Origin of the sequence: Methylobacterium organophilum, assembly GCF_022533465.1 — a bacterium.
In the GTDB taxonomy this organism is placed as follows: domain Bacteria; phylum Pseudomonadota; class Alphaproteobacteria; order Rhizobiales; family Beijerinckiaceae; genus Methylobacterium; species Methylobacterium organophilum.
In genome coordinates this window covers 5,205,560-5,230,115 of record NZ_CP092848.1, presented here as the reverse complement: position 1 = coordinate 5,230,115, position 24,556 = coordinate 5,205,560, and the positions used below count along the sequence as shown (strand labels likewise).

The following is a 24,556-nucleotide window of genomic DNA, read 5'->3' as shown; positions in this document are numbered from 1 at the left end:
CCTCCCGTAAAGCTCACAGGACAAGAGCGGGATGCGGGTCGACGTTCCCGGCTCCGGCCTAGCTTCCCGCAGAATCCGCGTTCCGGAGCGCCTCGGCCACAGCCTCCGCCGTCACCTCGGCCGCCGACCTGCGGATCTTGAGGGCGCGCGTCGGCCGGCCCGGCACCTGCACGAGGATCACCGTCTCGAAGCCGGGGCAGGCCGGATCGGCGCAGGCGATCTCGCTGACCTTCACGACGACATCCTCGGCGAAGCCGCCGGCCGCCCGGGTCCAGGCCGCGATCCGACCACGGACCGGCTCGTCCGTTCTGGGTCGTCGGAAGCCGAGCAGGCCCATGCGGGGCTCAGCCCGGCAGGGTCAGGATGCCGGCCTGGCCGTCCCCGCAGCCGAAGGCGAGGCGGCTGCCGCGGGCGTCCCAGACGAGGGCCGAGACGGCGCTGCCCCGCACGGCGGGGCGAACCAGCAGCTCCGAGGCGTCGGTGAAGCGCACGAGCAGGATGCAGCCGTCCTCGTAGCCGACGGCAAGCACCGGCGCCTTGGGATGGAAGGCGACGCGGGAGACCCGGGCCGGGCGCACGCCGCATTCCCGCGGGGCCTTGCCGGTCGGACCCTCCTTGGAATCGAAAGGCCAGACGATCGCGGCCTCGGCGCCGCTCGTGGCGAGCCAGTTCCCGTCATGCGACCAGGACAGGGAGCGGACCTTGGCCGGGTAGCCGGACATGCGCATGTGGCCGCGATCCGGCTGCAGGCGCCAGCCATGCAGGGCGTTCTCCTGCATCGTCGAGACGACGAACCGCCCGTCGGGCGACCAGGTGACGTCGAGATGCGAGCCCTTCCACTCGACGAGCTCGGGATCGGTCTCGAGATTCGGGTACCAGAGGCTCACGCCGTTGTAATGCGCCACCGCGAGCCGGTAGCCCTTGGGTGCGAAGGCGAGGCCGCGGGCCGTGGTCGGCACGGTCAGGGTGCGTTCGCGGCCCTTGGCATCCCGCGCCGTCACCGTCTTTCCCGCCGACCAGGCCACGGCGCCGTCGGGATGCAGGGCGATCGCGTCGATCCAGGCCCCCCCCTTGGCCGCGCCGAGCTCGGCGCTCTCCCCCGAGGCGTCGGTGGCGACCACGCGGCCGTCGTCGCCCCCGGTCACGATCCGCGTCGCGTCGCCCGCACTGACCAGGATGCCCGCCTCGGGATGGGCCGGCGCCGTCTGCTGCGCGCCGTCGCGCAGGAGCAGCACGCCCCCCTCGGCGCGTGCCAGGGCCAGCGTGTCCTTCAGCCAGCAGGCGGCGGCGACATGGGTGCCGGCGTCCACGGCGGTGACGTAGGTGGTCAGGGAGGGGGCGGCGCTGGCGCTCATGCGGCGGAGGACCTTCTCGGGGGCGTCAGGACGTGGGTCGCGGGCGGCTTAGCAGAGTCACGACCCCGGCGGCCACGGCAAGGAGAGCGGTCAGCACGGCGGGGATCGCGAGCGCTGTGATGTCGAGATGTCGATGCGCGACCGTTCCCGCAACCGCGCCGAGCAGCAGCGACAGCCAGACGACGCAGTCGCCGACCCAACCGAAGCGCGGCCCCTGGCCGGCGAGCGCGAGGGCGAGCTTCTGCCCGAAGGCGAACAGGGCGCCGGTCACGAAGGTCGTGCCGGCCCGGAAGCCCTGGACCTGGGCCAGCACCGCGTTCTGGCTGCCCATGGCCAGGGCCAGGAACAGCGAGGCGATGCCGATATGTGTGGCGGCCTCCGCCGCGGCGAAGGCGGCGCAGAGCGCCAGCGCCTCGAACAGCAGGATCGCCGCGCTCGACCAGCGCGCCGGAGCCAGGGCCGTGAGCGCGCCGCCGATCACCGAGCCGAGCAGGAACACGGCGATCAGCAGGGTCGGCAGCACCGCCGCGCCGGCATCCGAATGCCCAGCCGCGACGGCGAGCTGCGTCGTGTTCCCGCTCATGAGCGAGGTGTAGAGGCCGCCGAGCCGGATGAAGCCGAGGGCGTCCACGAAACCGGCCAGGGCCGTGAGCAGCACGCCGAAACCGATCTGCCAGCGGCGGCTCATCGGGCCGCGCCCCCCGGGCCGCGACGGTTAACGGTCCGTTGACCATTTCGGCGCAAATCGAAGCAAACGCGGTGAACGCCGGTCCGCGAGGCCTCGTTGGTCCTGCGATCCGGAAGCTGAGCCGTTGCTCTTCTCCGGGTGAGTAGGAGTAGCGTCATGATCCCCTTCGCCTGCGCCCCCGCCGCCTTTCCCGTCTTCCGCTACGACGGCCAGATGGACACGGTCCTCGTGGTCGAGGACGAGATGGCCGTCTGCGAGCTGGCTGCCGAAGCGCTCTCCGACGAAGGCTATCGCGTGCTCACGGCCGCGGATGCGAACGAGGCGGAGGCGATCCTGGAGGGAGAGCGCGTGGACCTGCTCTTCACCGATATCGATCTCGCCCGCAATACCAATGGCATAGCCCTCGCCCACAGCGCCCGCCGGCGGCGCCCGGACCTGCCCGTGGTCTATACCTCCGGCGGCTGCGGGAGCCTCCTGCCGAACCAAGCCGTTACGCAATCCGTGTTCGTGCCGAAGCCCTATCGGCCGAGCGACATTGTCGCCCTGACGAACGGGATCCTCGGGCGGTCGGAGCGCCGCCCGGCCTGAGGGTTCCGCCCCTCCAGAGGTTCCCGGAGCCCTTCACCGATGCGCGCCCTTCTCCTGACCCTGCCGATCCTCGCCGCCGCCTGGCCCGCCCACGCGGCCTGCGACGTCAAGGATGCGAAGATCGAGGAAGCGATCGCGGCCAAGAAGGAGCTGCGGGACGCCGAGAACAAGCAGATGGTCCGTGATCTGCGCACCCTGCGCGACGCCGCCATCGTGCTCGACAGCTACAAGCATGGCGCCGAATGCGAGCGCCTCGTCGCCATCGTGAAGGCGCTCATCGCCAATCCCGAGAAGTCGATCGAGCAGAGCGGCGACACGGACGAGGAGAAGGCGGAGGAGGTCGAGGAGGCCCGGGAGCCCAAGGCCCCCGCCGCGGCCGCCCCGGCCGAGAAGGCGCCCAAATAGGGCGCCCCGCAGGGCGTCCGTCCGATCGCTTCAGCGCTGCACTCATCTTGCGCGCGCGAAACAAGACAGCGGCACCGCCCTTTTCCGAAGGGGCGTGCCGCAGGATTGCCGCAGCTCCGCCCACGACGATGGCGTGATGGGCTGCCCAGGCGCGTCCTCAGCGCTTCTCGGGCTCCGGATCGTGCTCCGGCGGCGCGTCCGCCTGAGGCCTGCGATGGGAACCCCGCGTGTGCGTGACGCGGGCGAGGGCCGCCGCGATCTGCTGGCGCAGGGATTCCGACAGGTCGATATCGACGAGCCGCCAGCTGAAGCCGCGCAGGCGCAGGCGCAGGCGGAACTGGTCGTCGCGCGGCGCCCGGGGCGGCACCGCGATCACCGTGGCCCGGAACCCGCGCATGTCCGAGGCGGTGTAATAGGTCGTCAGCGCGCGCAGGTTCGGGATCGAGAGGGCGGGGCCGGCGGGCCGATCGCCCCCCGGCAGGTCCAGGCCCTGCGGCCAGCCATCCTGCAGCAGATCGATCACCATCTGCGGCGTCACCAGCGCATCGACGATCGGCGTGGCGAGGGCGACAGCGGCATCCGCAAGGCGCTGTTGCTCGCGGCTCTCGCTCACGGCGGCATTCGCCCGGATCGTCGCCGCGAGCTGCCGGGTCAGCGACAGGCGCAAGGTCCGGAAGTTCACATGGCGCTCGATGTAGTCGACGTCATGGGCCTGCACGGCCCCGGCGAGCCCATACAGGGCCCAGAACGGCGTCAGCGTGTAGGCGAACCAGCCGAGCGTGAGGACGATGGGAATCGACCACCAGCGCATCACGACATCCGGACGGCAGAGGGAAGGACGGTGTTCACGCCGGGCTGCGCCAGCCGGCGAGCCCGGAAAAGGCCGCGACGACCCCTTCGTAGACCGCTCGCTTGAACGGCACGACGAGCCCGGGCAGCGTCTCGAGCGGCGCCCAGCGCCAAGCCTCGAATTCGGCGGCGTGCTGGCCGCCGCCGGGAGCGGCCACGTCGATCTCGTCCTCCGCGCCGGTGAAGCCGAAGGCGAACCATTTCTGCTTCTGCCCGCGGTAGCGACCGATCCAGGAGCGCTTCATCACCTCCGGGGGCAGGTCATAGGCCAGCCAGTCGCTGGTCTCCCCGAGGAAGGTCACCGAGTCGGAGGAGACATTGGTCTCCTCGTAGAGTTCGCGCAGAGCCGCCTCCCGGGGCGCTTCGCCCTCGTCGATGCCCCCTTGCGGCATCTGCCAGGCATGGTCGCCCGTCTGGCGGCTGCGGTGCCCGATGAAGACGAGGCCATCGCGGTTGAACAGCGTGATGCCCACGCAGAGCCGATAGGGCAGGCCGGCCGCGGCGCGGCCTTCGGGGATTCGGGCAAACTCACTCATGAGCGGGACCATAGGCCGTCGTTTTGCTCGACGGCAACGCGGGGCGGGTGCGTTGGGAACAAGGCTCCCTGCGCTTGTCGCTGGGCTCAGGGCGCGGCGCTCGACAGGCGGGTGCCGGTGCCGGCGGCGCGCAGAGCCGCGCTCACCGGGACGAGCCGGATGCCGCGGGCCTCGAGCCCCTCCGCCCAGCGGGCGATACGGTCGATCGTCATCGGCAGGGCGGCACCCGAGGCGAGCGCCAGACCCTTCTTCCGGGCCAGCTCCTCGAGCTTGGCGAGCTCGCGGTCGATCGCCTCGGGCCGCGGCTGCGCGTCGAGGACGAGATCGGCCCGAGCCGCCGGCACCTTGGCCCGAGCGGCCAGGGTCGCGGTGAGCGAGCGCGGCGAGGTGCCATCGTCGAAATAGCCGAGCCCGCGGGTGCCGATCTCCTTCAACACCGGCTCGAAGGCCGCGGCGTCGCTCGTCAGCCGGGCGCCCATGAAGTTCACCACGCCGACATAGCCGGTGAAGCGGCTCATGGCCCAGGCGAGCCGGTCGAGATTCTCCGGCGGCCGCGAGCTCGCGAGCAGCGTCTGCGGCCCGGGATCGCTGTCGGGGTAGTCGAACGGCTCCATCGGCGCGAGCAGGAAGATCTCGTGGCCGGCATCGCGGGCGCGGGCAGCGGTCTTCTCCAGGTCGGCGCCGTAGGGGGCAATGCCGAGGCTGACCGCGGAGGGCAGCCGCGCGATCGCGGCCACCGTCGCGGACTGGCCGACGCCGAGGCCGGAGACGAGGATCGCGATGCGGGGCCCGTTGCCGCCCTCGGCATCGGGCCGGGCATAGACGTCGAGGGGACGCAGCCGTCCCTCGCCCAGGCGGGGCATCGGCCCATGCCGGCCGCGCTCGACGATGCGCGGATCGGGCGCCGCGGCGAGGCGCACCTGCGGCGCGTCCGGGACGCGGATGATGACGGGACCCTCGGGGGCGGCGGCGCCCTCGGGCCGGTGCACGGTGACGCCGGAGGCCTGTTCCACGTCCCGGGCCGAGGACAGGTTCGCGCCCGGCTTGCCCGCGCCGGCCGCGGAGGCGACGGCCTCCCCGGCAGGGATGGCCTCACGAATCTCGATCGCGGCCGTGGCCCGGGGCTCGCCGCCGTGCGGATCGCCGAGCAGCGCCAGGGCGACCACGAGAGCGACGAGGCTGCCGCCGGCGAGACCCGCGACGAGCGTCCCGGCATGACCGGCGAGCACGAAGCGGCGGCGCGCCTTCGGCGGCTCAATCCCCAGCGGCCGGGTCAGGATATCGTCGGAACTCTCGTCCACCCGTCTTCTCGCACCCGTCTTCCGGCAAATCTGCGATTCCCGGGACCGCGAGCTTAGGGCGCTTCTGAAACGGAATCGGCCCGCAGCGTCGGTCTGAGCCGACATTGCGGGCCGTCATGGTTAATCTTTCCCTAAAGGCCGGGCGCCCTGCGGTGCCCCGCGTCGAGAAAGCGCATCAGTTCTGCGTGGCGGGCTTCGTCACGTTGGCGGCGCCCTTCTGGATGCCGTGCAGGAAGTCCACGGCGGCGATGAGCTGCTTGTCCTTGGCCGGGTCCGGCGGGATGTAGGCCGAGGAGCCGCCGCGCTCTTCCGTGTCCTTCTGCTTGAGGTGGCCCTTCAGGCCGGCCTCGCCCTTGGTCTCGTCCTTGCCCTTCAGGTCGTCCGGCACCTCCTGCAGGACCTCCTGATCCGGCTCGATGCCCTTGGCCTGAATCGAGCGGCCGGACGGCGTGTAATAGCGCGCCGTGGTCAGGCGCAGAGCGCCCTGGCCGCCGAGCGGGATGATCGACTGCACGGAGCCCTTGCCGAAGGAGCGGGTGCCCATGATGGTCGCCCGCTTATGATCCTGCAGGGCGCCGGCCACGATCTCCGAAGCCGAGGCCGCGCCGCCATTCACAAGCACCACGATCGGCTTGCCCTTGGCGAGGTCGCCGGCCTTGGCGGAGAAGCGCTGCGTCTCGTCCGGATTGCGACCGCGGGTTGAGACGATCTCGCCCCGGTCGAGGAAGGCGTCGGAGACCATCACCGCCTGGTCGAGCAGGCCGCCCGGGTTGTTGCGCAGGTCGAGCACGTAGCCCTTGAGCTTGTCGTTGCCGATCTCGCTGGAGAGCTTGTCGATGGCGGTCTTCAGGCCGTCATAGGTTTGCTCGTTGAACTGGGTCAGGCGCACGTAGCCGACGTCGCCGCCCTCGACCTTCGAGCGCACGGGGCGGATCTTGATCACGTCGCGGTTGAGCGTGACGTCGATCGGGTCCTTGGCCTCCTTGCGGGTGATCTTCAGTTTCACCGCGGAATTGACCGGGCCGCGCATCTTGTCGACGGCCTGGTTCAGGGTCATGCCCTGCACCTGGTCCTCGTCGATCTGGGTGATGATGTCGTTGGCGAGGATGCCGGCCTTCGAGGCGGGGGTGTCGTCGATCGGGGAGACGACCTTGATCAGGCCGTCCTCCATCGTGACCTCAATGCCGAGGCCGCCGAACTCGCCGCGGGTCGTGGTCTGCATGTCGCGGAAGGCCTTCGCGTCCATGTAGCTCGAATGCGGGTCCAGCGAGGTCAGCATGCCGTTGACCGCGGCCTCGATCAGCTTGGCCTCGTCGGGCTTCTCCACGTAGTCAGTGCGCACCTTCTCGAACACGTCACCGAACAGGCTGAGCTGCCGGTAGGTCTCGGCGGAGGCCGCGACCGCGCTGGTGCCGGAGAGCAATTGCGTCTGGGTCGCGACCACCGACCCACCGACGCCCAGGACCGCGCCGAACAACACGAGGGAAATCTTGCGCATTACCCGCGGACCTTCTCGCTGGGGCTCTTCGCCCACCAAGGCTCCGGATCGATGGAGCCGCCGTCTTTTCTGAACTCGACGTACAGGACGGGATCGCCCCGATCATCGTCCCTCGATGACGCACGCGTCGTTGGAGCCTGCGAAACCTCCGCCGATCCGCCGTCACCCATCGTCGCCACAGGCTCACCCGCCAGCACGAACTGCCCGACCTCGACGCTGATCTGGTCCATGCCGGCGAGCAAAAGATAGTAGCCGTCGCCCGCGTTGATGATCAAGAGACGGCCATAGGACCGGAAGGGCCCGGCAAAGGCCACCCAGCCATCCGCCGGAGAGGCGACGACCGCCTTCGGCCGCGCCCGGAGCGAGATGCCGCGGGTGGTGCCGCCATTCCCGTCGGGCTGGTTGAAGCCGCGGGCGAGCACGCCGCTGACGGGCCTCGGCAGGTCGCCGCGCAGTTCGGCGAACTTGATCTTCGGCGTGAGGCGGGCCGGATCGCGGGTGCCCGCGGCAGCGAATTTCTCCTGCGTCGCCCGCGCCTCCTTCTCCTGCGCCGCCCTGGCCGCCTCCTCGGCGCGGCGGACGGAGGCGACCTGGCCCTCCATGCGGTCGACCAGATCCTTCAGGGACTTGGCCTGGACGCCGAGTTCGGCGCTACGCTGACGCTCGGCCGCGAGGTTGCTCTCGACTTCGGCGAGCCGCGCCTTGCGGGCGGTGACGAGGGCGTCGAGCCGCTGGCGCTCCGCCGCCCAACCCGCGAGATCGTTCTTCAAAGCTTCGCGATCGGAGGCGATCAGCCCGCGCACCCGCACCAACTCGGTCAGGTCGCCGGCGAGCGTCTCGGCCTCGCCGCGCAGTTCCGGCACTACCGCGCCGAGCAGCATCGAGGTGCGGATGACCGCGAGCACGTCCTCGGGCCGCACCAGCACTGCGGGGGGCGGGCGCCGGCCCATACGCTGGAGCGCCGCCAGCACCTCGGCGATGACGCCGCGGCGGGCATCGAGCGACTTGCGGATCGCCGCCTCGCTGTCGGTGAGCGTGCGCAGGCGCTCGTCGAGGCGGCTCATCCGGTCCTCGGTCGCCTGGGCCTGGCGGGCCGCGTCGAGCAGGGCGGTGTTGAGCTTGGCCCGGTCGCCGGCGATCGCCGCCGCTTCCTTCTCCATGGCGGCGCGGCTTCCGGCGCTCGCGGCGAGCGCTTCCTCGATCTGCTTCAGGCTCTCGGCGCGCCGGTTCCGCTCCTCGGTGGCGCGCTGGATCGCCTCGGCAGGGGCGGGGGCCTCCTGCGCCGCGGCCGCCCCGGCCAGGGCCGCACCCGCGCAGAGGAGGCCGGCCGCGAGGAGACGGCGCGGGGATGTCGAAGACCGGAGATGCACCCTCAAGGCTCGCCGCGGTGATAGGGATGACCCGCCAGGATCGTGAGCGTCCGGTACACCTGCTCCAGGGCGAGCACGCGCACAAGGCCATGGGGCAGTGTCGCCGCCCCGAAGGCGAGAATGAGGTCGGCGCGTGTCCGAACGGCGTCGTCGAGGCCGTCCGCGCCGCCGATGGCGATCGCCAGAGCCGGCTTCGAAGCATCGCGCCAGACCCCGACCCGCTCCGCGATGCGCTCGCTGGAGAGATCGGAACGCCCGCGCTCGTCATAGGCGATCAAGGCCGCCTCCGCCGAGACATGGCCGAGGATCGCCGCCGCCTCCTCGGCGCAGCGGTCAGGGGCCCGCCGCGCCCGGCTCTCCGGAATCTCGACGAGGTCGCAGGCGGAGACGCCCAGGCTCTTGCCCAGGGCGAGGGCACGCTCGCGATAGCGGGTGGCGAGGTCACGCTCCGGGCCGTTCTTGAGCCGGCCGACGGCGACGAGGAGAAAACGCAAGGGGAGGGCGGTCCGGATTATCGCTGACCGCACGCCCTTAGCACGAGACGGCTTTTCGTCTCTCGCGCAGCGTGGCCTACCGCAAGCCCCCCGGACGGTCCCCGGCGGCCCAGGCCAGCGCCTGCTCCAGGCGGTCGTTGCCCCAGAACAGTTCGCCATCCTCGGTGAGGAAGCTCGGGGCACCGTAGATGCCGCGGGACCTCGCCTCCTCGCCCGCCACCTTGAGGCGGCCCTTGTTCACCTCCGAGGTCGCGGCCTTGAGGATCGCCGGCCCGTCGAGGCCGAGGCCGTCGAGGATTGCGGCCACGGCCGAGGGTTCGGCGATGGAGCCGCCCCTGGCGAAGGAGGTCGCGAACACCGCCTTCGAGAAGGGCACCAGCCAGTCGAAATCGCTGCCGTAGATCGCGGCGCGGGTGGCGGCGAGGCTGTTCTGCGGGAACGGGTTGGGGCGCGTCACCGGCGGCAGACCGGCCCGGGCCGCCTCCCGGTCGAGGTCCCGCCACATGTTGCGGCCCTTGGCCGGGTACAGATTGAAGGGCGAGTTGTTCCAGCCCTGGGCCAGGAAGATCGGCCCGAGCAGGAAGGGCCGCCAGCGCAGGGCGACGCCGGCCGCCTCGGCGAGGGCCTCGACGCGCATCGCCGCGAGATAGGAGTAGGTCGAGGCGAACTCGTACCAGAACTCCAGGGTCGGGCGACGCGGCATTCGTCAAAGCTCCGGGATCGAAAGTGACACTACGCAGAACCCACCGCGAAGGTTCATCCGCGACAGCCATGCTTTCCGAGGAGGGCAGCCTCGCGCGACCGCGCGCCGTCCCTCTCCTGTAAGCCGGCAGGGCGCATGCGGTTGCGCGGGGCGCAACTCCGCTGTTAAGCGACGCGGCATCCCGGCCGCTGAACGAAGCCTTCCCCGATGTCCGCTCCCTCTTCTCCCAAATCCGTCAAGAAGGTCGTGCTCGCCTATTCGGGCGGCCTCGACACCTCGATCATCCTCAAGTGGCTGCAGACCACCTACGGCTGCGAAGTCGTGACCTTCACCGCCGATCTCGGCCAGGGCGAGGAGCTGGAGCCGGCCCGCAAGAAGGCGGAGCTGCTCGGCATCAAGCCGGAGAACATCTTCATCGAGGATCTGCGCGAGGAATTCGTCCGCGACTACGTCTTCCCGATGTTCCGGGCCAATGCCGTCTATGAGGGCGTGTACCTGCTCGGCACCTCCATCGCCCGGCCGCTCATCGCCAAGAAGCAGATCGAGATCGCCGAGCGGGTCGGGGCCGACGCGGTCTGCCACGGCGCCACCGGCAAGGGCAACGACCAGGTCCGGTTCGAGCTCGGCTACTACGCCCTCAAGCCCGACGTGACCGTCATCGCCCCCTGGCGCGAATGGGACCTTCGCTCCCGCGAGCAGCTCATCGCCTTCGCCGAGCAGCACCAGATCCCGATCGCCAAGGACAAGCGCGGCGAGAGCCCGTTCTCCGTCGATGCCAACCTCCTGCACGCCTCCTCGGAGGGCAAGGTGCTGGAGGATCCGGCGGTAGAGGTGCCGGACTACGTCTATTCGCGCACCCTGTCGCCGGAAGAGGCGCCCGAGACTCCCACCGTCATCACCATCGGCTTCGAGAAGGGCGATGCGGTCTCCATCGACGGCGAGCGCCTGTCGCCGGCCACCCTGCTCGCCAAGCTGAACGAGCTCGGCCGCGCCAACGGCATCGGCCGGCTCGACCTCGTCGAGAACCGCTTCGTCGGCATGAAGAGCCGCGGCATGTACGAGACCCCCGGTGGCACCATCCTGCTGCCGGCCCACCGCGCCATCGAATCGATCACCTTGGATCGCGGCGCGGCACATCTGAAGGATCAGCTCATGCCGCAATACGCGGAGCTGATCTATAACGGCTTCTGGTTCTCGCCGGAGCGTGAGATGCTCCAGGCGCTCATCGACAAGAGCCAGGAGAAGGTCACCGGCACCGTGCGGCTGAAGCTCTACAAGGGCGGCGTGCACGTGATCGGCCGCGAGAGCCCGCATTCCCTCTACGACCAGGACCTCGTCACCTTCGAGGAGGGCGCCGTCGCCTACGACCACCGCGACGCGGCCGGCTTCATCAAGCTCAACGCGCTTCGGCTGCGGACGCTCGCCCAGCGCAAGAAGCGCGAAGGCTGAGTTCGCGCTCGGGCGATCTCCCCTCGTCCCGCTCGCGGGCGAGGGGAGGCACGCCCGCCCGTTTCAAGCGATCTGAAGCGGGTTCATCCCTCCTGCTCCGTGACCCCGAGCAGAATCTCGGTCACCGCATCGGAGAAGGACCGTAGGCGCCCGTCGTGCACCACACCGCCGGAGCCCACCGGGTCCCGGCTTGCAGCGGGCATGCCGTGAGCGAGCAGGGCCTCGGCGCATCCCGCCCAGTCCCCGCCGTTCTCGGGTTCGTTGAGGGAAGCCCAGGACAGGGTGCCGCTCACGTCGTCGCCGTAGCCATGGCGTTCCCGCCAGCCGGCGCCGTGCTCCAAGAGAAAGCGGGTCAGCTCGGCATCGCCCCGGAACACCGCATGGTTGAGGGCCGAGCCCTGCCAATCCCCGCCCGGGATCGCGACCGGCCAGCCGAGCCGCACCATCAGCCGCACGGCCTGCCCGCAGCCGAGCGCGGCGAGCTCGGGCAATTGCCGCAATTGCACCTCGGACAGGGATCCCGGTAGATCCGGTTGGAGGGATCGGATCCGCTCCGCGGCCGCCACATCCCCCGCCGCGCAAGCGGCGAGAAAGCGCTCCGGGTCGGACATCGCCGCCGCCGCACCGGCCTGCTCCAGGCGGGCGGCGACCTCCGGCAGGCCGAAACGCCGCGCCAGGACAAGGGCGCCGGTGCCGTCCGGCGTCCGCGCGCTCGGATCGGCCCCGGCGGCGAGCAGGGCCTCGACATGGGCCAGGGACCGGCGCCGCCGGATCGCCCAGAGCAGGGGCGTGCCCCAGGCCGAGGTCGGAAGGCCCGGCGGCGGCTCCTCCGGATCGGCCCCATGCGCGAGCAGCAAACGAAGCGGCTCGGCATCGGCGAGGTCGAGGGCACGGTAGAGCGCATTGGTGCCGGCAACGCGGGCGCCCGCCTTGAGGAGCAGCCGGGTGCACTCCGGTTCCTCCAGAGAATGATAGAGGGATTCCCCGTCATTCGGGTTCGCCCCCGCTTCGAGGAGCAGGCGCGTCAGTGCGGGATCACGGTTCTGCCCAGCCGCGCCGTAGAGGGCCGAGAGCGGCGTGCCCGGCGCACCGCCCCAGCGGCTGGGAACGGCCTGATCCGGATCGGCTCCTGCCTCGAGCAGACGCCGCGCGCAGGCGATCAATCCCTCGCGGTAGCGCGGCAGCCGCAGCAGGCTCGAATGCGTTACGGCCACGAGGGGCGGCAGGTTCAGTGGCCCGCCTGGGCGATGGACCCAACCGGGATCCGCATCGATCGCCGCGTGCAATGCGGTCTCCTGGCCGACGGCGCAGGCGAGAGGGGCGTCGCCGGCGAGGAAACCCGGATCCTCCTCGATCAGACGCGCCGCCGCGGCGGGGCTCGCGCGGCCCATTCCTCCCGCGATGTCGCCGGCATAGGCGAGGCGCAGCCATTCCTGAATCCGGCGTGCGGGGTCGGCAGCCCAGGCGCGGCGGGCCAGGACGAAGCGGGCCAAGTCCGGCCAGGAGGGGAAGCCATAGGCACGGGCGAGGGCGAACTGCGCCGCATGAAGCCGTAGATCCGGCTCGGCACCGCGGGCAGCGTCGCGAAAGAACGCGCGGGCGGAAGCGTCGCCCGCCCGGGCGCGGGCGAGCAGGCCCTTGGCCTGCCGTTTCAGATGGTCGAGATCGGGCTGATCGGGGAGCCGCTGCATGGAACCTCCGTGCATGAAGCGCCGATGACCCGCATCTCCGGCTGCACAAAGGTCTGCTGTCGTCGAAAACTCGGCGGCAAGTGGGCTCAACCCTTCCCGCGGGTCCGGGGGCGGCTTGCTCCGCACCCGGACATTAAGGCACCGCTTCCACGAGGGTCAACGCGGCTCCGCTCTCAGGCGTAATCGCCCGGGGCGATGTCGGCGTAGCGCAGAAAGATCTGAAGGGCGGGCTGCAGGGCGTGGTGCAGGCGGATGAGGTCGGTCTCCCGGCCGCCGAGATGCCGGCGCATCGAGGCTTCGAGGTCGGCCCCGCCGTAGGGAGCGGCCGGATCGACCAGGGGGATGCCGCGGGCCTCGTCCCAGGCCACCGCCAGATGCGGGATCAGGGCGAGATGCTCTTCCCCGACATCGAAGGTGATCTGCTTCGGGGCGGCGCCCGCCTCGTCGCGGAACACATCGCCGACGCCGGCGAGATCGAGCTTCACCAGGGGGTTGTGATAGGTGAAACGGCCGGGCTTGAGCGTCGCGTGCCGCACGAAGGCCGCGAGCGCCGCGCCGACCGCCCGGTGCTCCTCCTCCGCGCCCTCGTCGTCCCCGGTGACGTTGGCGATGTCGCCGTCCCGATCGGTGCTGCCGTAGGGCGCGTCGGGATGGATGATCGGCGCGCCATGCGCCTCCGGGTTCCAGGCCACCACGAGGCGCCGGATCAGGGCGATCCGCTCCAGGGTGATCTCGGTGGCGGGCACGGACATGGGAACTCTCCTTCTCGGCGGGCTCCATAACCGATTTTCGGCCGGTTGCGCCCCCCGTGCGCCCCGGCCGCAGCGATCTCGCCCGCAACCGATCGAGCGTCCCGCGGCAATTTCGGCCTCGCCCGGGCCTGTGCGGGATCAGCGGCGCAGGCAGCCCATCAGCCCGTCGACCTGTCCCATCCGGCCCTGAATACGGGCGGCGATGGCGCGCAGGCCGCGGGACGGCTTGCCGGCCCGGCGCTCGATCGGGTTCGGCAGCGCGGCCGCGAGCAGGGCCGCCTCCTGGCGCGTCAGCGCACGGGCATCCTTGTGGAACCAGTACCGGGCGGCGGCCTGCGCGCCGTAGAGGCCTTCGCCCCACTCGGCGACGTTGAGGTAGATTTCCATCGTCCGCCGCTTGCCCCAGACCGCGTCCGCCAGCAGCGCCAGGGGGATCTCGAGGCCCTTGCGGATGTAGGAGCGGCCGGGCCAGAGGAAGACGTTCTTGGCCGTCTGCATGGTGATGGTGGAGGCGCCCCGGCTCGGCCCGTCCTCGTCGTCCACGACCTCGCGCAGCGCCCCCCAGTCGACGCCGCTATGCAGGCAGAAGCGCTGATCCTCCGAGGCCATCACCGCCTGGACGAGGAAAGGCGAGATCGCCTCCAGCGCCGCCGGCTCCCGGTCGACGCCCTGCCACGTCAACCATCGGCCCAGCATCAGGGTTGAGGGCGGCATCAGCACGCTATAGACGAGCGCGAGCGTGAGCGTGAGGGCGACCACGATGACGGGAGCGACGGTGAGGAGGGTGGCGAGCCGCCGCAATCCGCGCCCACGGCCCGGCGGCCGCACGCGGCGCAGATCGCGCCCCTCGGGCATCCCGTCGCTGTCCTCCGGCATCCGCAACCTGCGCCTGCCCCTTCTCGACCAAGGCTTGTCCCGATGACCTCAACGCAAGGTTCCGCCGCTCCGGTCAAGGCGAACCCGTCGGCCGATGCCTTTGCCCACAGGCTTGCCGAGGTGGCGGCCACCGTCGAGCGCTTCATGGTCGACCTGCTCGACGAAAGCGTCCGCCCCGGCGAGATCGCCCGTCCGCCCCGGCTGATGGAGGCGATGCGCCACGCGGTGCTCGGCGGCGGCAAGCGCCTGCGCCCGTTCCTCGCGATCGAGACCGCCCGCATGCTCGGCGGTTCCGAGGCCGGGGCGCTCGCCGCCGGCGCGGGCGTCGAGCTGGTGCACTGCTATTCGCTGGTCCACGACGACATGCCGGCGATGGACAACGACGACATGCGCCGCGGCAAGCCCACGGTGCACAAGGCCTATGACGAGGCCACCGCCATCCTCGTCGGCGACGCCCTGCAGACGCTGGCCTTCGAGATCACGGCGGACGCCCAGTGGCAGCCGAACCCGGCGATCCGCGCCGATCTCGTGCTCGGCCTCGCCAAGGCCTCCGGCCTCGGCGGCATGGTCGGCGGGCAGCTCCTCGATCTCGCCGCGGAAGGCCGCTTCGGCGCCGTCTCCCTCGACGTCGAGGACACCCTGCGCATGCAGGCCATGAAGACCGGCGCCATCCTCGCCTATTCGGTGGAGGCGGGCGCCATCGTCGGCGGCGCCGACGCCGACGAGCGGGCGGCGCTCCTGCGCTACGGCAAGGCCCTCGGCCAGGCCTTCCAGGTCGCCGACGACATCCTCGACCGCGAGGCCTCCCCGGAGGCCATGGGCAAGGCCACCGGCAAGGACAAGGATGCCGGCAAGGCGACCCTCGTCGATCGCCTCGGCCTCGACGGCGCCCGCGCCGAGTGCGACCGCCTCGTCGCCCTCTGCGAGGAGGCGGTGGCTCCCTGGGGCGGGCGCGCCGAGATCCTGCGCCAGGCCGCCCGCTTCACGGTGGCCCGCAAGGCCTGAAGCGGGGCGCCGGGCTCACACCCCGGCCGGCATCGTCTTGGTCAGCAGCCAGTCCTCGACCACGATGGCGTCGAGGCCCGTGGTGTAGAACATCAGGATCGCGTCCTCCGCTGTGTGGAGGATCGGCTTGCCCATCACGTTGAAGCTCGTGTTGAGCAGGATCGGCACGCCGGTCAGGTCGCAAAAGGCCTCGATCAGGGCGGCATAGGCCGGGTTGCGCGCCCGCGTGACGCTCTGGAGCCGGCCGGTGCCGTCCGCATGCACCACCGCCGGCACCTTGGCCCGCACGGCGTCCCGCCAGACCAGGGTGCGCTCCATGTAGGGGCTGTCCGCGTAATCCTCGAACCAGTCGGGGCCCGCCTCCGCCAGGATGGAGGGGGCGAAGGGCCGGAAGGCCTCGCGGTACTTCACCTTGGCGTTGAGCCGTTCCTTGGCCCATTCGGGGCGCGGATCGGCCAGGATCGAGCGGTTGCCGAGCGCCCGGGGACCGAACTCGGCCCGGCCCTGCACCCAGCCGACGAGGCCCCCTTCGGCCAGGATCCGCGCCGCCTCCCGGGTGACACCTTCGTGGCCGAGCTTCCGTGCCCGCGGCTCCCAGGCCGTCATGCGCTCGAAGGGCTCGGTCGAGACCGTCGAGCCGAGATAGGGCGTCAGCGGCCGGGCGGCGGCGGCAGGTCCGCGCCACTCGGGATGATCCTCCGCATAGGCGAGCCAGGCCGCGCCGATGGCGTTGCCGTCGTCGGCGGGCGCCGAGGGCACGTGCAGCCGCCGGAAGCCGGAGCGCCCGAGCACGCGGCCATTGTAGGAGGAATTGAGCCCGCAGCCGCCGCCGATCACCAGATTCTCCGAGGGGGCCAGCCGCTCGGCTTCGGCGACGAGCACGTCCATCAGCTCGCAGAAGATCTCCTGGCCGCTGCGGGCAAGGTCGGCCCAGCCCTGCTCGGTCAGGTCGGGCGGGCGCCGGGCGAGGATCTCCGCCGTCACCGCCTGAACGACCGGCGTGTCGGCGAATTTCAGCCGCCCGTCTTCCACGCTGTAGAGGCGGCGCAGCAGCTCCATCAGATCGGGATCGGGCGTGCCGTAGGGGGCGAGCCCCATGATCTTCCATTCCTCGCCCTTGATCTGGTCGAAGCCGGCCAGGTCGGTGACGAGACCGTAGAGGAAGCCGACCGAGCCGCGGCCCCGGTGCCGGCGCACCTCCTCGATGCGGCCCTCCGCCAGCCGGTAGAGCGCCGCCGCACCCGTCTCGCCCATGCCGTCCACGATGAGCGCCGTGGCCTTGTCGAAGGGGCTGCCCCAGAGAGCGTAGGCCGCGTGCGCGAGATGGTGGGGGTAGCGCCTCTGCGCGGCCAGGCTCACCCGAGGCGTCCCGCCGAAGCCGCGGGTCTCGTTGTCGAGCGCCATCAGCGTGCCATGCCCGATCCGGGCCTGCATGGCGTGGAGATCGGCCACCAGGATGCGCTCGGCCCGCTCCGGCACGAAGGAGCGGTTGAGGGTCGAGGGATGGCGGCTCAGCGCCATCAGGTCGAAGGCGCCCGCCGCCGCCTGGCCCTTCAGGAACTCCGTGAACTGCTCACCCCAGGAGGAGGCGATGACGAGCTCTGCCCCCTCCGGCACATGGGCCTTCAGAAGGCCGACCATGCGGATGCCGGTATCGGGCTCGCAGTTCGGGGCCCGCTTGTATTGCAGGAAGCGCTCCGCGCCCTCCGCGAAGAGCACGGTCCCGTCCGGTCCGACGAGGGCGAGGGCCGGATCGTGGAAGGTGGTGGCGAGGCCTAGATAGTAGCGCATGGCGCGCAGTTACAACTGGTGCGCGCGCGGGACAACGCGGCTCAGGCCCGCGCCGCCTCCTCCACCCGCCGGGGGGCGCGCGCGAGCAGCAGGGCGCCGGCGAGCCCCGAGAGCAGGGAGCCGCCGAGGACGCCGAGCTTGGTCTCCGTCTCGTGCAGGCCGTCCGTGAAGGCGAGGCCACCGATGAACAGGCTCATGGTGAAGCCGATGCCGCAGAGCAGGGCGACACCGTAGACCTGCCGCCAGCTCGCCCCGGCCGGCCGCGCCGCGATGCCGGTCAGAACCGCGAGCCGCACGCTCGCGAAGACGCCGACCTGCTTGCCCAGGAACAGGCCGAGCCCCACGCCGAGGGTGACGGGATCGACCAAAGCCGAAGGCGGCAGGCCGAGGACACCGACGCCGGCATTGGCGAAACCGAAGACCGGCACGATCAGGAAGGAAACCCAAGGGCTCAGCCCATGCTCCAGCCGGTGCAAGGGCGAGGTCTCGTCCTCCGGCCGGCCCGGGCTCGGGCGGATCGGCACGAACAGGGCGAGCAGCACCCCGGCGACGGTGGCGTGCACGCCCGAGCGCAACACGAACACCCAGAGCACGAGGCCGAGCAGAAGATAGGGAAAAAGGACCCGCACGCCGAAACGGTTGAGGGCGAGGAGCGCGAGCAGCACGCCCCCCGCGCCGGCCAGCATCGGCAGGTCGAGGGAGCTTGTGTAGAACAGGGCGATGATGAGGACGGCCCCGAGATCGTCGACGATCGCCACCGCCGCGAGGAAGATCTTGAGGGAGACCGGCACCCGCGGGCCGAGCAGCGCAAGCACGCCCAAGGCGAAGGCGATGTCGGTGGCGGCGGGAATCGCCCAGCCGCGGGCGGTGCCGGAACCGAGATTGAAGGCGAGATAGACGAGGGCCGGTGCCGCCATGCCTGCGGCGGCGGCGATGCCGGGCAGCACCCGGTCCGGCCAGGTCCGCAAGCGTCCGTCCAGCCCCTCGCGCTTGATCTCGAGACCCACCAGCAGGAAGAACACGGCCATCAGGCCGTCATTCACCCAATGCAGAAGGCTGAAGGGCCCGAGCTTCGTATGCAGGGCGTGGGCGTAGTGCGCGCCGAGGGGCGAATTCGCCACAACGAGCGCCAGCGCCGCCGCCACCATCAGAACGATCCCACCCGCGGCCTCGTTGGTGAGGAAGCCGCGAAGAGCAGAGAGCGGACGGCGCGTGGACGGGGACGGAACGGTCATCGAGGGCGGAGTGCCCGGCTCGGACGCGGAGCGCAAGGAGGACCGGCCGGTGCCGCGCATGGTTGCGACGCGATGGCCTTACCCCCTTCCGCGATAGACGCTGCCGCACGCTTCAGACGTGGAAGGGCCACGTCGTTTCAGTGGGCCAAGGTCGTGCCGGGATCGCGCTTCGGCACCTGCGGAGCGGACCCGAAGCTCAGGGACATTCGCGAAGAACCGCGTTCGAGATCCGGATCGTCCGTGTTGCGCAGCTCGCAGGCAACCTGGGCGAAGGTGTCGTCCATAGGGACGTTCGCCAAGGCGAACTCCACCAGTTCCGTGTCTTGTCGCAGCCCCGCTCGTGCGTTCACCCGTTCGATTGGCTCGGGGGAGACGTGCACCGAAACGCACGCCTCCTTCCCGGCGCCATCGCGGTCGGTCAGGCATCGCATTGCCGACCTGCGATTGTCGCTCACATCCGAGACGATGCCGCATTCATTCAACCGCCGATCCAGGTGGCATGGAATCGCCCGGCCATGCGCCGAGCAGGATCGCGGCGGTTCCCTGCTCGACTTCGGTCATGACGCAACCTATCGCGCGTCCGTCGGCCTCGTGCGGCTGACGGCAAGAGGCGCCTACCTCCGCAGGATCTTGGTCACCAGCCGGCCGATCGGCGTGCTGGAGCCGGCATTGCGGTCGTCGCGGGCAACGGGGCGGTCCTCGGTGCCGAGGATCTTGGTGACGAGGCGTCCGATCAGGCTCATGGCAGACCTCCGGCAAGGGGCTGAGACGGCGCATGCCGTCTCTCGGGCAGCAGCTTGAGCGTATAACGGCTCCAGGGGAGCGCCCGTTCCAGAATGTGGCGCTCAGGCGCCTCTTCCGGAAGAGCGGGCGAGGTTACGGATCACCACCAGCACATAAGCCAGGAACGGGATCGCGAGCGCCACCGCGAAGCCGTGGGGCTTGGCGAGGTCCATGCCCCCGCCGATCACGGGCGGCCCGAGCATCAGCCCGACATTGTAGAGCATCACGAAGGCGGCGTTGGCGCCCGCGAGATCCGGTCCGCGCAGGGTCGCGCCGAGATGGGCGAGGCCGACCGTGTAGAGCGTGCCGGCAATACCGCCCCAGGCGAAGAGCAGGCCCGTCAGCCACGGTAGCGAACCGGAAAGCGCCGGGATCGCGGCTGCCCCGGCAGCGCCGAAAAGGCAGGCACCGAGCAGCACCCAGCGTCGGTCGATCCGGTCCGCGAGCAGACCGACGGGGATCTGGAAGGCCACGTTGCCCAGTGCCACGGCGCTCACCAGGGCCGCCGCCGTCTTCGCGTCGAAGCCGACATGGAGCGCATAAAGCGGCAGGATGGCGAAGCCGCCGGCTTCCACCGCCCCGTAGAGCGCGGCGGCGAGCACCGCGACCGGCGCGGTGCGCAGATAGGCGAGCACCTTGCCGCCGCCGCCATGGCCGAGACGCGGGGACAGGTTCCGGGCCAGCAGCAGCGGCGTCAGGCCGAGGAAGAAGAGGCCGGAGCCGGCGAGATAGGGAGCCCAGCCCTCCGTGCCGAACACGGCGAGCAAAGCCGGCCCGATGGCGAAGCCGATGGCGAGCACCGTGGCGTAGATGCCCATCACCAGCCCGCGCCGCGCGGGAGGCGCCGCGTCGTTGATCCAGTACTCGGACAGCACGAACAGCACGCCGAGCGTCGTCGAGAAGACGAAGCGCAGGGGAAACCACCAGGCCAGCCCGTAAAACAGCTTGAAGCCCGAGAGGCAGAGGCCGCCTACGAGGATCGCCAGCACGAGCAGGCGCACCACGCCGATGCGGGCGGCGAGCCGCGGCACGAAGGGCACGGTGAGGATGCTGGCGAGCCCGGCCACAGCGGTGTTGACGCCGATGAGCCCGCTGGAAGCCCCCATCCGCTCCATCTCGAGGGAAAGGAGCGGGATCGACAGGCCGAGCCCGGTGCCGACCACGGCCACGCAGGTGATGGCCGCGGCCATGGCGCCGAGGCGTTCGCGGTCGGACCGGGGGGAGGGGGCGAGCATGACCTTCACGGGCACGTGAGCGGACGGTCGCGCTGCCTCATCAGGCTTCACGGGCCGGAGCAAGCCGGGATGGAGCGGGTCAGCCCTGCCCGAACGGCGTTCCGGTCACGCGGCGTGCCGATCCGCACTCGCGCCGAAATGGCCGATATAGCGGGCGGCGATCGCCGAGACCGGCAGCACCACGAAGACGTCCGTGGTGCCGAACTGGCGGTCGACCACGGCGCCGTCGCCGAAGGTCGCGCCGACGCGCAGATAGCCCTTCATCAGCGGGGGCAGGGCGTTCAACGCCTTCTTCGGGTCGATCGCCTCCGGCGCCAGCCGGTCCATGGCGACGTAGCGCTCGGGCAGGGCCCGCACCCGCCAGGACTCCGGCGCCCGGGCATGGTGGTGCAGGAAGCTGAGCGGCAGGGCGAGCCGCTCGGGATCCGTGCCCTCCAGGCTGGCGCAGCCGAGCATCGCATCGATGCGGTGATGCAGCACGTAGGTCCAGATGCCGTGCCAGAGCAGCTCCACCGTGCGCTTGGTGCGGTAGGGCTTGAGCACGCAGGAGCGGCCGAGCTCCAGGAAGCGCTTGCCGGGATGGCGCTCCAGCAGGGGGGCGAGGTCGTATTCCCCGGCCGAGTAGAAGCCGAAGGCCGCATCCGCCCGGTCCTGGCGGAGCAGACGATAGGTGCCGACCACCTTGGGCCGCGCCTTGCGGAAGGGCTTGGCCTCGGTCGCGGCGTGGTCGATCACCAGCAGGTGGTCGCAGACCGCGTCGTAGGCGTCGATGTCGCGCCGCTTCAGCGCCGCCATGCCGGAGGGGATCGCCGACATCTCCTCGTAGAACACGCGGAAGCGCAGGCGCTGCGCCCGGCGGATCTCCGATTTGGTGGTGGCGAGGCGCACCTCCAGCGTGCCGATGCGGCCGAGGCAGGGGTCGAGGCCCGGATCGACGACAAGCTTCTTCGCCCGGGGCTTCAGGAGGATCGGCGCGCCGCCGGGCAGCATCAGGTCGCCGCCCTCGAAGGTCTGGCGGAAGCGGGCGAAGGGCGCCTGCACCTTCGTCTCCCAGCCGGCCTTCCACGCCGCGGTGGCATCACGCGCGGAAAAATTCGGCAGCATGGTCGACCCGTCCCGTCGAGGCCCGGGGCCGGGCGAACATCGTCCGCGCCCCCTCGTTGCCGGCGACAACAACACGAAGGCCGGCACGCTTTTATGACGGGAGAATGCGTGTTTGGACAAGGGGTTGGACCGATGGCCGCGCGGCGATTCCGGCGACTCTCCCCTCCCGCCTGCCACGTAGCCGACGAACGAAACCGGCTAAGGATTTCAAGGCGTTGCGCAGGGGCATGACGCGTCGCTGCGCCTCGCCATCCGGCTCCGCGGCGACCCGCCCCTTGCCAGCGACCATCCGGGCATGGTTCCTCCGGCAGCCTTGAGGCCGGACGGGAGCGTCCGCCCGCCCGCGAAGGCCCGACCATGGCTCTGTCCCCCCGCACGCGCCGCCTGATCCTGCCCGTCGGCGCCTTCCTCCTCGGGCTGGTCGGCGTCAGCGCCGCCGCGGTGATCATGCTGGTGCCCCAGGCGCATCAGGCGACGAGCGGGATCGGCGGCCCCTTCACCCTCACCGACCAGAACGGGAAGACCGTCACCGACCAGGACTTCCGCGGCGCGACGCATCTCGTCTTCTTCGGCTTCACCCATTGCCCGGATGTCTGCCCGACCACGCTGCAGCAGATCTCCGACGTGCTCGCCGCCCTCGGCCCGAAGGCGGAGGGCATGAAGGTCGCCTTCGTGACGGTCGATCCCGAGCGGGACACGCCGGAGGCGCTGAAGGACTACCTGTCGAGCTTCGATCCCCGCATCGTCGGCCTTACCGGCAGCCCGGAGCAGGTCGCCGCCACGGTGAAGGCCTATCGCGGCTACGCCAAGAAGGTGCCGGGCAAGGACGGCGACTACGTCATGGAGCACACGGCGCTGGTCTACGTCATGAATGCCCGCAACGACTTCGTCGGTGCCCTCAACCTCAACCGGCCGGCGCAGGAAACGGCGGCGGAGCTGACGAAGCGGCTCTGACCGTCCCCGTCCGCCGCCGCAGGTGCAGGGCGCCGCTGCGGGAGGTCCGCGAGAGGCCGTGCTCGGTCTTGTTCCATCGGAAGGGATGGTGGACCAGCTCGAACAGCGCGAGCCAGGCGGCGAGCCCGACGAGCAGGAAATACACGGGCATCAGCGGGACGCGCGGCAGCAGGTCGATCCAGCCGCGGCGCAGGCAGCCGAGAAGGCCGGGCAGCAGCATCGCGCCGGCGCCGCCGAGGAACACGGCATAGCTGCCCAGGCTGGTCAGGGTCGCGAGCAGCCCGAACTCCGCGCGGGCCGGCCCCGCGATCATCTCGTAGAGGCTCGCGAGCATCAGGAACGGATAGAGCAGGGCGGAGGCGACCGTGCCGGGCAGGAGCGCCCCGGCATAGAGGAAGCCCAGGGGCCCGAGCCGCCGCCACGCCTTCCGCAGCCCGCGGCCATGGGTGAAGCTCGTCTGCAGGTAGCCCTTCATCCAGCGCGTGCGCTGCCGCAGCCAGGCCCCGACGCGCTTGGGCGCCTCCTCGTAGGTGGAGCTCGGCAGATCGCCGACCGTGTAGCCGGCGAGCGCCAGCCGGATGCCGAGATCGGCATCCTCGGTCACGTTCCAGGGATCCCAGCCATGGAGCCGGCGCAGCACCGGCGTCCGGAAATGCGTGGAGGTGCCGCCGAGCGGGATCGGCATGCGCCAGCGGGCGAGCGCCGGGCCGAGCACGTCGAAGAGGGCCGCGTATTCGATGGCGAAGAACCGCGTCAGCCAGCCATCGGCGGCATTGTCGATCACAAGGCGGCCCTGCAGGCAGGCGATCGTGGCGGGGGAGCGGGCGAACTGGGCCGCCGCAGTCCGGAGCTGGCCGGGATCGACCACGTCCTCGGCATCGTAGACGACGAGATGGTCGCCCCTGGCGAGGGGCAGAGCGATGTTGAGCGCCCGCGGCTTGGTCCGCGGCAGCCCCGGCGGTGCGACGATCACCTCGAACCGGGCCGGCAAGGGGGCCGCCGCCAAGGCCGCCGCCGTTTCGGAATCGCCTTCCTCGATCAGGAACTTGATGTCGAGCTTGGCCGCCGGATAGTCGAGCTTCGACAGGGTGTAGATCAGGCGCGGCACCACCGCCGCCTCGCGGTAGAGGGCGACCAGGACCGTGTAGGTGGGCAGCATCGCGTCGGCGAGAGGCCGCGCCTCGAAGCGCCGCGGCTCCAGCGAGGCGGCGACGCCGACCGCCGCGATCCGGATCGACAGCATCGCGATCAGCAGGATCTGCGTCGCCGCGAGCACCAGATGGCCGATGAGAAGGGGCAGCCGCGCGGTCACGAGCCCGAGCAGGATCGTGAAGCCGACGAGGGCGAGATGCGTCAGATGCGGACCGGGTCGGCAGGACCATTCGGGATGGTGGCGGCCGAGATCGTCCGAGGCGTCCGCGGCGATCCTGTCGGCATGCAGGGCGAACACCGCCGCGCGCAGGCGCGTCGGTGTCGTGATGGCCGGGGGCGAGGCCAGTTCGCGATGCACGTCGAGCAGCCGCGCGACGGCGTAGCCGCGGGGCGCCGCAACCAGGGCATGGGCCGATCCCGCCGCCAGCGGGGCCGCACCGGCGCGGAGGGCCTGCGGGTAGGGTGTGTCCTCCGAGAGCGCGAAGGCCTCCCCGAGGAAGGTCACGCCGAGATGCCGCGCGAGCGCCCGGTAGAACGCCTCCTCGGAGAGCAGGCCGGTGTTGAGGAGGGTCGTCGCGGCATCCGCGCCGCCCTGGCGGGCCTGCTCCGCCGCCTTCTCCAGAATCGCCCGCGACACGCCCTGCGCAGCGAGGAAGGCGATCTCCGGCGGGAGCAGGAGGGAGGCATGCTCCGGCGGCGCGAGCAGGGACACGGGACCGGCTCCCGGCGGCTCCGCGACGTG

At 71.0% G+C, this 24,556-nt stretch carries 25 protein-coding genes; 5 read left to right on the top strand and 20 right to left on the bottom strand.

Features of this window, described 5'->3' with window-relative positions:
• Nucleotides 1-58: 58 nt before the first annotated feature.
• From MMB17_RS24775 to MMB17_RS24765, 3 genes are read right to left on the bottom strand one after another with little or no spacing between them, the layout of a single operon-like run.
• On the bottom strand, nucleotides 59-337 hold the full coding sequence (locus tag MMB17_RS24775) for a hypothetical protein (RefSeq protein WP_241100612.1): 279 nt from the start codon (nucleotides 335-337) through the stop codon (nucleotides 59-61).
• Between the two features lie 7 nt (nucleotides 338-344).
• Nucleotides 345-1,355: a WD40 repeat domain-containing protein gene (locus MMB17_RS24770; protein ID WP_241100611.1), complete on the bottom strand. Its 1,011-nt coding sequence runs from the start codon at nucleotides 1,353-1,355 to the stop codon at nucleotides 345-347.
• Between the two features lie 25 nt (nucleotides 1,356-1,380).
• Nucleotides 1,381-2,043, bottom strand: coding sequence for a YoaK family protein (locus MMB17_RS24765; protein WP_238309944.1), 663 nt, complete (start codon nucleotides 2,041-2,043; stop codon nucleotides 1,381-1,383).
• Between the two features lie 156 nt (nucleotides 2,044-2,199).
• Here MMB17_RS24765 and MMB17_RS24760 point away from each other — a divergent pair, with 156 nt between their 5' ends.
• Nucleotides 2,200-2,631 carry a response regulator gene (locus MMB17_RS24760; RefSeq protein WP_238309945.1) on the top strand — a complete coding sequence of 144 codons (432 nt, stop codon included), beginning with the start codon at nucleotides 2,200-2,202 and terminating at the stop codon, nucleotides 2,629-2,631.
• 39 nt (nucleotides 2,632-2,670) lie between these two features.
• The gene (locus MMB17_RS24755) at nucleotides 2,671-3,036 is read left to right on the top strand and encodes a photosystem reaction center subunit H (RefSeq protein ID WP_241100610.1); all 366 of its coding nucleotides are present in this window, start codon (nucleotides 2,671-2,673) and stop codon (nucleotides 3,034-3,036) included.
• 157 nt (nucleotides 3,037-3,193) lie between these two features.
• Here the strand turns inward: MMB17_RS24755 and MMB17_RS24750 are convergent, their stop codons facing one another.
• From MMB17_RS24750 to MMB17_RS24720, 7 genes are all read right to left on the bottom strand, one after another.
• Nucleotides 3,194-3,847 carry a DUF2939 domain-containing protein gene (locus MMB17_RS24750; RefSeq protein WP_241100609.1) on the bottom strand — a complete coding sequence of 218 codons (654 nt, stop codon included), beginning with the start codon at nucleotides 3,845-3,847 and terminating at the stop codon, nucleotides 3,194-3,196.
• A gap of 34 nt (nucleotides 3,848-3,881) precedes the next feature.
• Nucleotides 3,882-4,433, bottom strand: coding sequence for an RNA pyrophosphohydrolase (locus MMB17_RS24745; RefSeq protein ID WP_420847305.1), 552 nt, complete (start codon nucleotides 4,431-4,433; stop codon nucleotides 3,882-3,884).
• A gap of 74 nt (nucleotides 4,434-4,507) precedes the next feature.
• Complete coding sequence (locus tag MMB17_RS24740; protein ID WP_241100607.1) at nucleotides 4,508-5,722, bottom strand: divergent polysaccharide deacetylase family protein; 1,215 nt, start codon at nucleotides 5,720-5,722, stop codon at nucleotides 4,508-4,510.
• A gap of 175 nt (nucleotides 5,723-5,897) precedes the next feature.
• Nucleotides 5,898-7,220 (bottom strand): S41 family peptidase, encoded by a 1,323-nt coding sequence (locus MMB17_RS24735; protein WP_238309950.1) that lies wholly within the window; start codon nucleotides 7,218-7,220, stop codon nucleotides 5,898-5,900.
• The gene (locus tag MMB17_RS24730) at nucleotides 7,220-8,590 is read right to left on the bottom strand and encodes a murein hydrolase activator EnvC family protein (protein WP_420847304.1); all 1,371 of its coding nucleotides are present in this window, start codon (nucleotides 8,588-8,590) and stop codon (nucleotides 7,220-7,222) included. The genes MMB17_RS24735 and MMB17_RS24730 overlap by 1 nt, the downstream gene beginning before the upstream one ends.
• A 2-nt stretch (nucleotides 8,591-8,592) precedes the next feature.
• The gene (gene rlmH, locus MMB17_RS24725; protein ID WP_241100606.1) at nucleotides 8,593-9,084 is read right to left on the bottom strand and encodes a 23S rRNA (pseudouridine(1915)-N(3))-methyltransferase RlmH; all 492 of its coding nucleotides are present in this window, start codon (nucleotides 9,082-9,084) and stop codon (nucleotides 8,593-8,595) included.
• A gap of 76 nt (nucleotides 9,085-9,160) precedes the next feature.
• A complete protein-coding gene (locus tag MMB17_RS24720) occupies nucleotides 9,161-9,787 on the bottom strand; it encodes a 2-hydroxychromene-2-carboxylate isomerase (protein WP_241100605.1) in 627 nt (208 codons plus the stop codon).
• A gap of 207 nt (nucleotides 9,788-9,994) precedes the next feature.
• Between MMB17_RS24720 and MMB17_RS24715 the strand changes: the two genes are divergently transcribed.
• Nucleotides 9,995-11,236 (top strand): argininosuccinate synthase, encoded by a 1,242-nt coding sequence (locus tag MMB17_RS24715; RefSeq protein WP_241100604.1) that lies wholly within the window; start codon nucleotides 9,995-9,997, stop codon nucleotides 11,234-11,236.
• Between the two features lie 83 nt (nucleotides 11,237-11,319).
• Here MMB17_RS24715 and MMB17_RS24710 read toward each other — a convergent pair whose 3' ends face one another.
• The 3 genes from MMB17_RS24710 to mtgA all read right to left on the bottom strand — a co-directional run bounded on the left by MMB17_RS24710 (nucleotide 11,320) and on the right by mtgA (nucleotide 14,561).
• Nucleotides 11,320-12,927 (bottom strand): ankyrin repeat domain-containing protein, encoded by a 1,608-nt coding sequence (locus MMB17_RS24710; protein ID WP_241100603.1) that lies wholly within the window; start codon nucleotides 12,925-12,927, stop codon nucleotides 11,320-11,322.
• A 173-nt stretch (nucleotides 12,928-13,100) separates the two neighbouring features.
• Entirely contained in the window at nucleotides 13,101-13,679 is a 579-nt protein-coding gene (locus MMB17_RS24705; RefSeq protein WP_238309955.1) for a hypothetical protein, read from the bottom strand.
• Nucleotides 13,680-13,817: 138 nt separating this feature from the next.
• The gene (gene mtgA / locus MMB17_RS24700; RefSeq protein WP_241100602.1) at nucleotides 13,818-14,561 is read right to left on the bottom strand and encodes a monofunctional biosynthetic peptidoglycan transglycosylase; all 744 of its coding nucleotides are present in this window, start codon (nucleotides 14,559-14,561) and stop codon (nucleotides 13,818-13,820) included.
• A 36-nt stretch (nucleotides 14,562-14,597) separates the two neighbouring features.
• On the opposite strand from mtgA, the gene MMB17_RS24695 reads away from it, so the two are divergent.
• Entirely contained in the window at nucleotides 14,598-15,560 is a 963-nt protein-coding gene (locus MMB17_RS24695; RefSeq protein WP_241100601.1) for a polyprenyl synthetase family protein, read from the top strand.
• A 15-nt stretch (nucleotides 15,561-15,575) separates the two neighbouring features.
• On the opposite strand, the gene MMB17_RS24690 is transcribed toward MMB17_RS24695, so the two are convergent.
• The 6 genes from MMB17_RS24690 to olsB form a co-directional block, all read right to left on the bottom strand.
• On the bottom strand, nucleotides 15,576-17,351 hold the full coding sequence (locus MMB17_RS24690; RefSeq protein ID WP_241100600.1) for a carbamoyltransferase family protein: 1,776 nt from the start codon (nucleotides 17,349-17,351) through the stop codon (nucleotides 15,576-15,578).
• A gap of 41 nt (nucleotides 17,352-17,392) precedes the next feature.
• Nucleotides 17,393-18,586, bottom strand: coding sequence for a Na+/H+ antiporter NhaA (gene nhaA, locus MMB17_RS24685; RefSeq protein WP_241100599.1), 1,194 nt, complete (start codon nucleotides 18,584-18,586; stop codon nucleotides 17,393-17,395).
• Nucleotides 18,587-18,723: 137 nt separating this feature from the next.
• Nucleotides 18,724-19,068, bottom strand: a complete 345-nt coding sequence (locus MMB17_RS24680; RefSeq protein WP_241100598.1) for a hypothetical protein — start codon at nucleotides 19,066-19,068, stop codon at nucleotides 18,724-18,726.
• Between the two features lie 132 nt (nucleotides 19,069-19,200).
• Nucleotides 19,201-19,329, bottom strand: a complete 129-nt coding sequence (locus tag MMB17_RS24675) for a TFIIS helical bundle-like domain containing protein (RefSeq protein ID WP_238309960.1) — start codon at nucleotides 19,327-19,329, stop codon at nucleotides 19,201-19,203.
• Nucleotides 19,330-19,431: 102 nt separating this feature from the next.
• A complete protein-coding gene (locus MMB17_RS24670) occupies nucleotides 19,432-20,604 on the bottom strand; it encodes an MFS transporter (RefSeq protein WP_241102291.1) in 1,173 nt (390 codons plus the stop codon).
• A gap of 105 nt (nucleotides 20,605-20,709) precedes the next feature.
• Nucleotides 20,710-21,708: a l-ornithine N(alpha)-acyltransferase gene (olsB, locus tag MMB17_RS24665; protein WP_241100597.1), complete on the bottom strand. Its 999-nt coding sequence runs from the start codon at nucleotides 21,706-21,708 to the stop codon at nucleotides 20,710-20,712.
• A 357-nt stretch (nucleotides 21,709-22,065) separates the two neighbouring features.
• On the opposite strand from olsB, the gene MMB17_RS24660 reads away from it, so the two are divergent.
• Complete coding sequence (locus MMB17_RS24660) at nucleotides 22,066-22,662, top strand: SCO family protein (protein ID WP_238309962.1); 597 nt, start codon at nucleotides 22,066-22,068, stop codon at nucleotides 22,660-22,662.
• Here MMB17_RS24660 and MMB17_RS24655 read toward each other — a convergent pair.
• The gene (locus tag MMB17_RS24655; protein ID WP_420847387.1) at nucleotides 22,613-24,451 is read right to left on the bottom strand and encodes a glycosyltransferase family 2 protein; all 1,839 of its coding nucleotides are present in this window, start codon (nucleotides 24,449-24,451) and stop codon (nucleotides 22,613-22,615) included. The genes MMB17_RS24660 and MMB17_RS24655 overlap by 50 nt on opposite strands.
• Nucleotides 24,452-24,556: the final 105 nt, after the last annotated feature.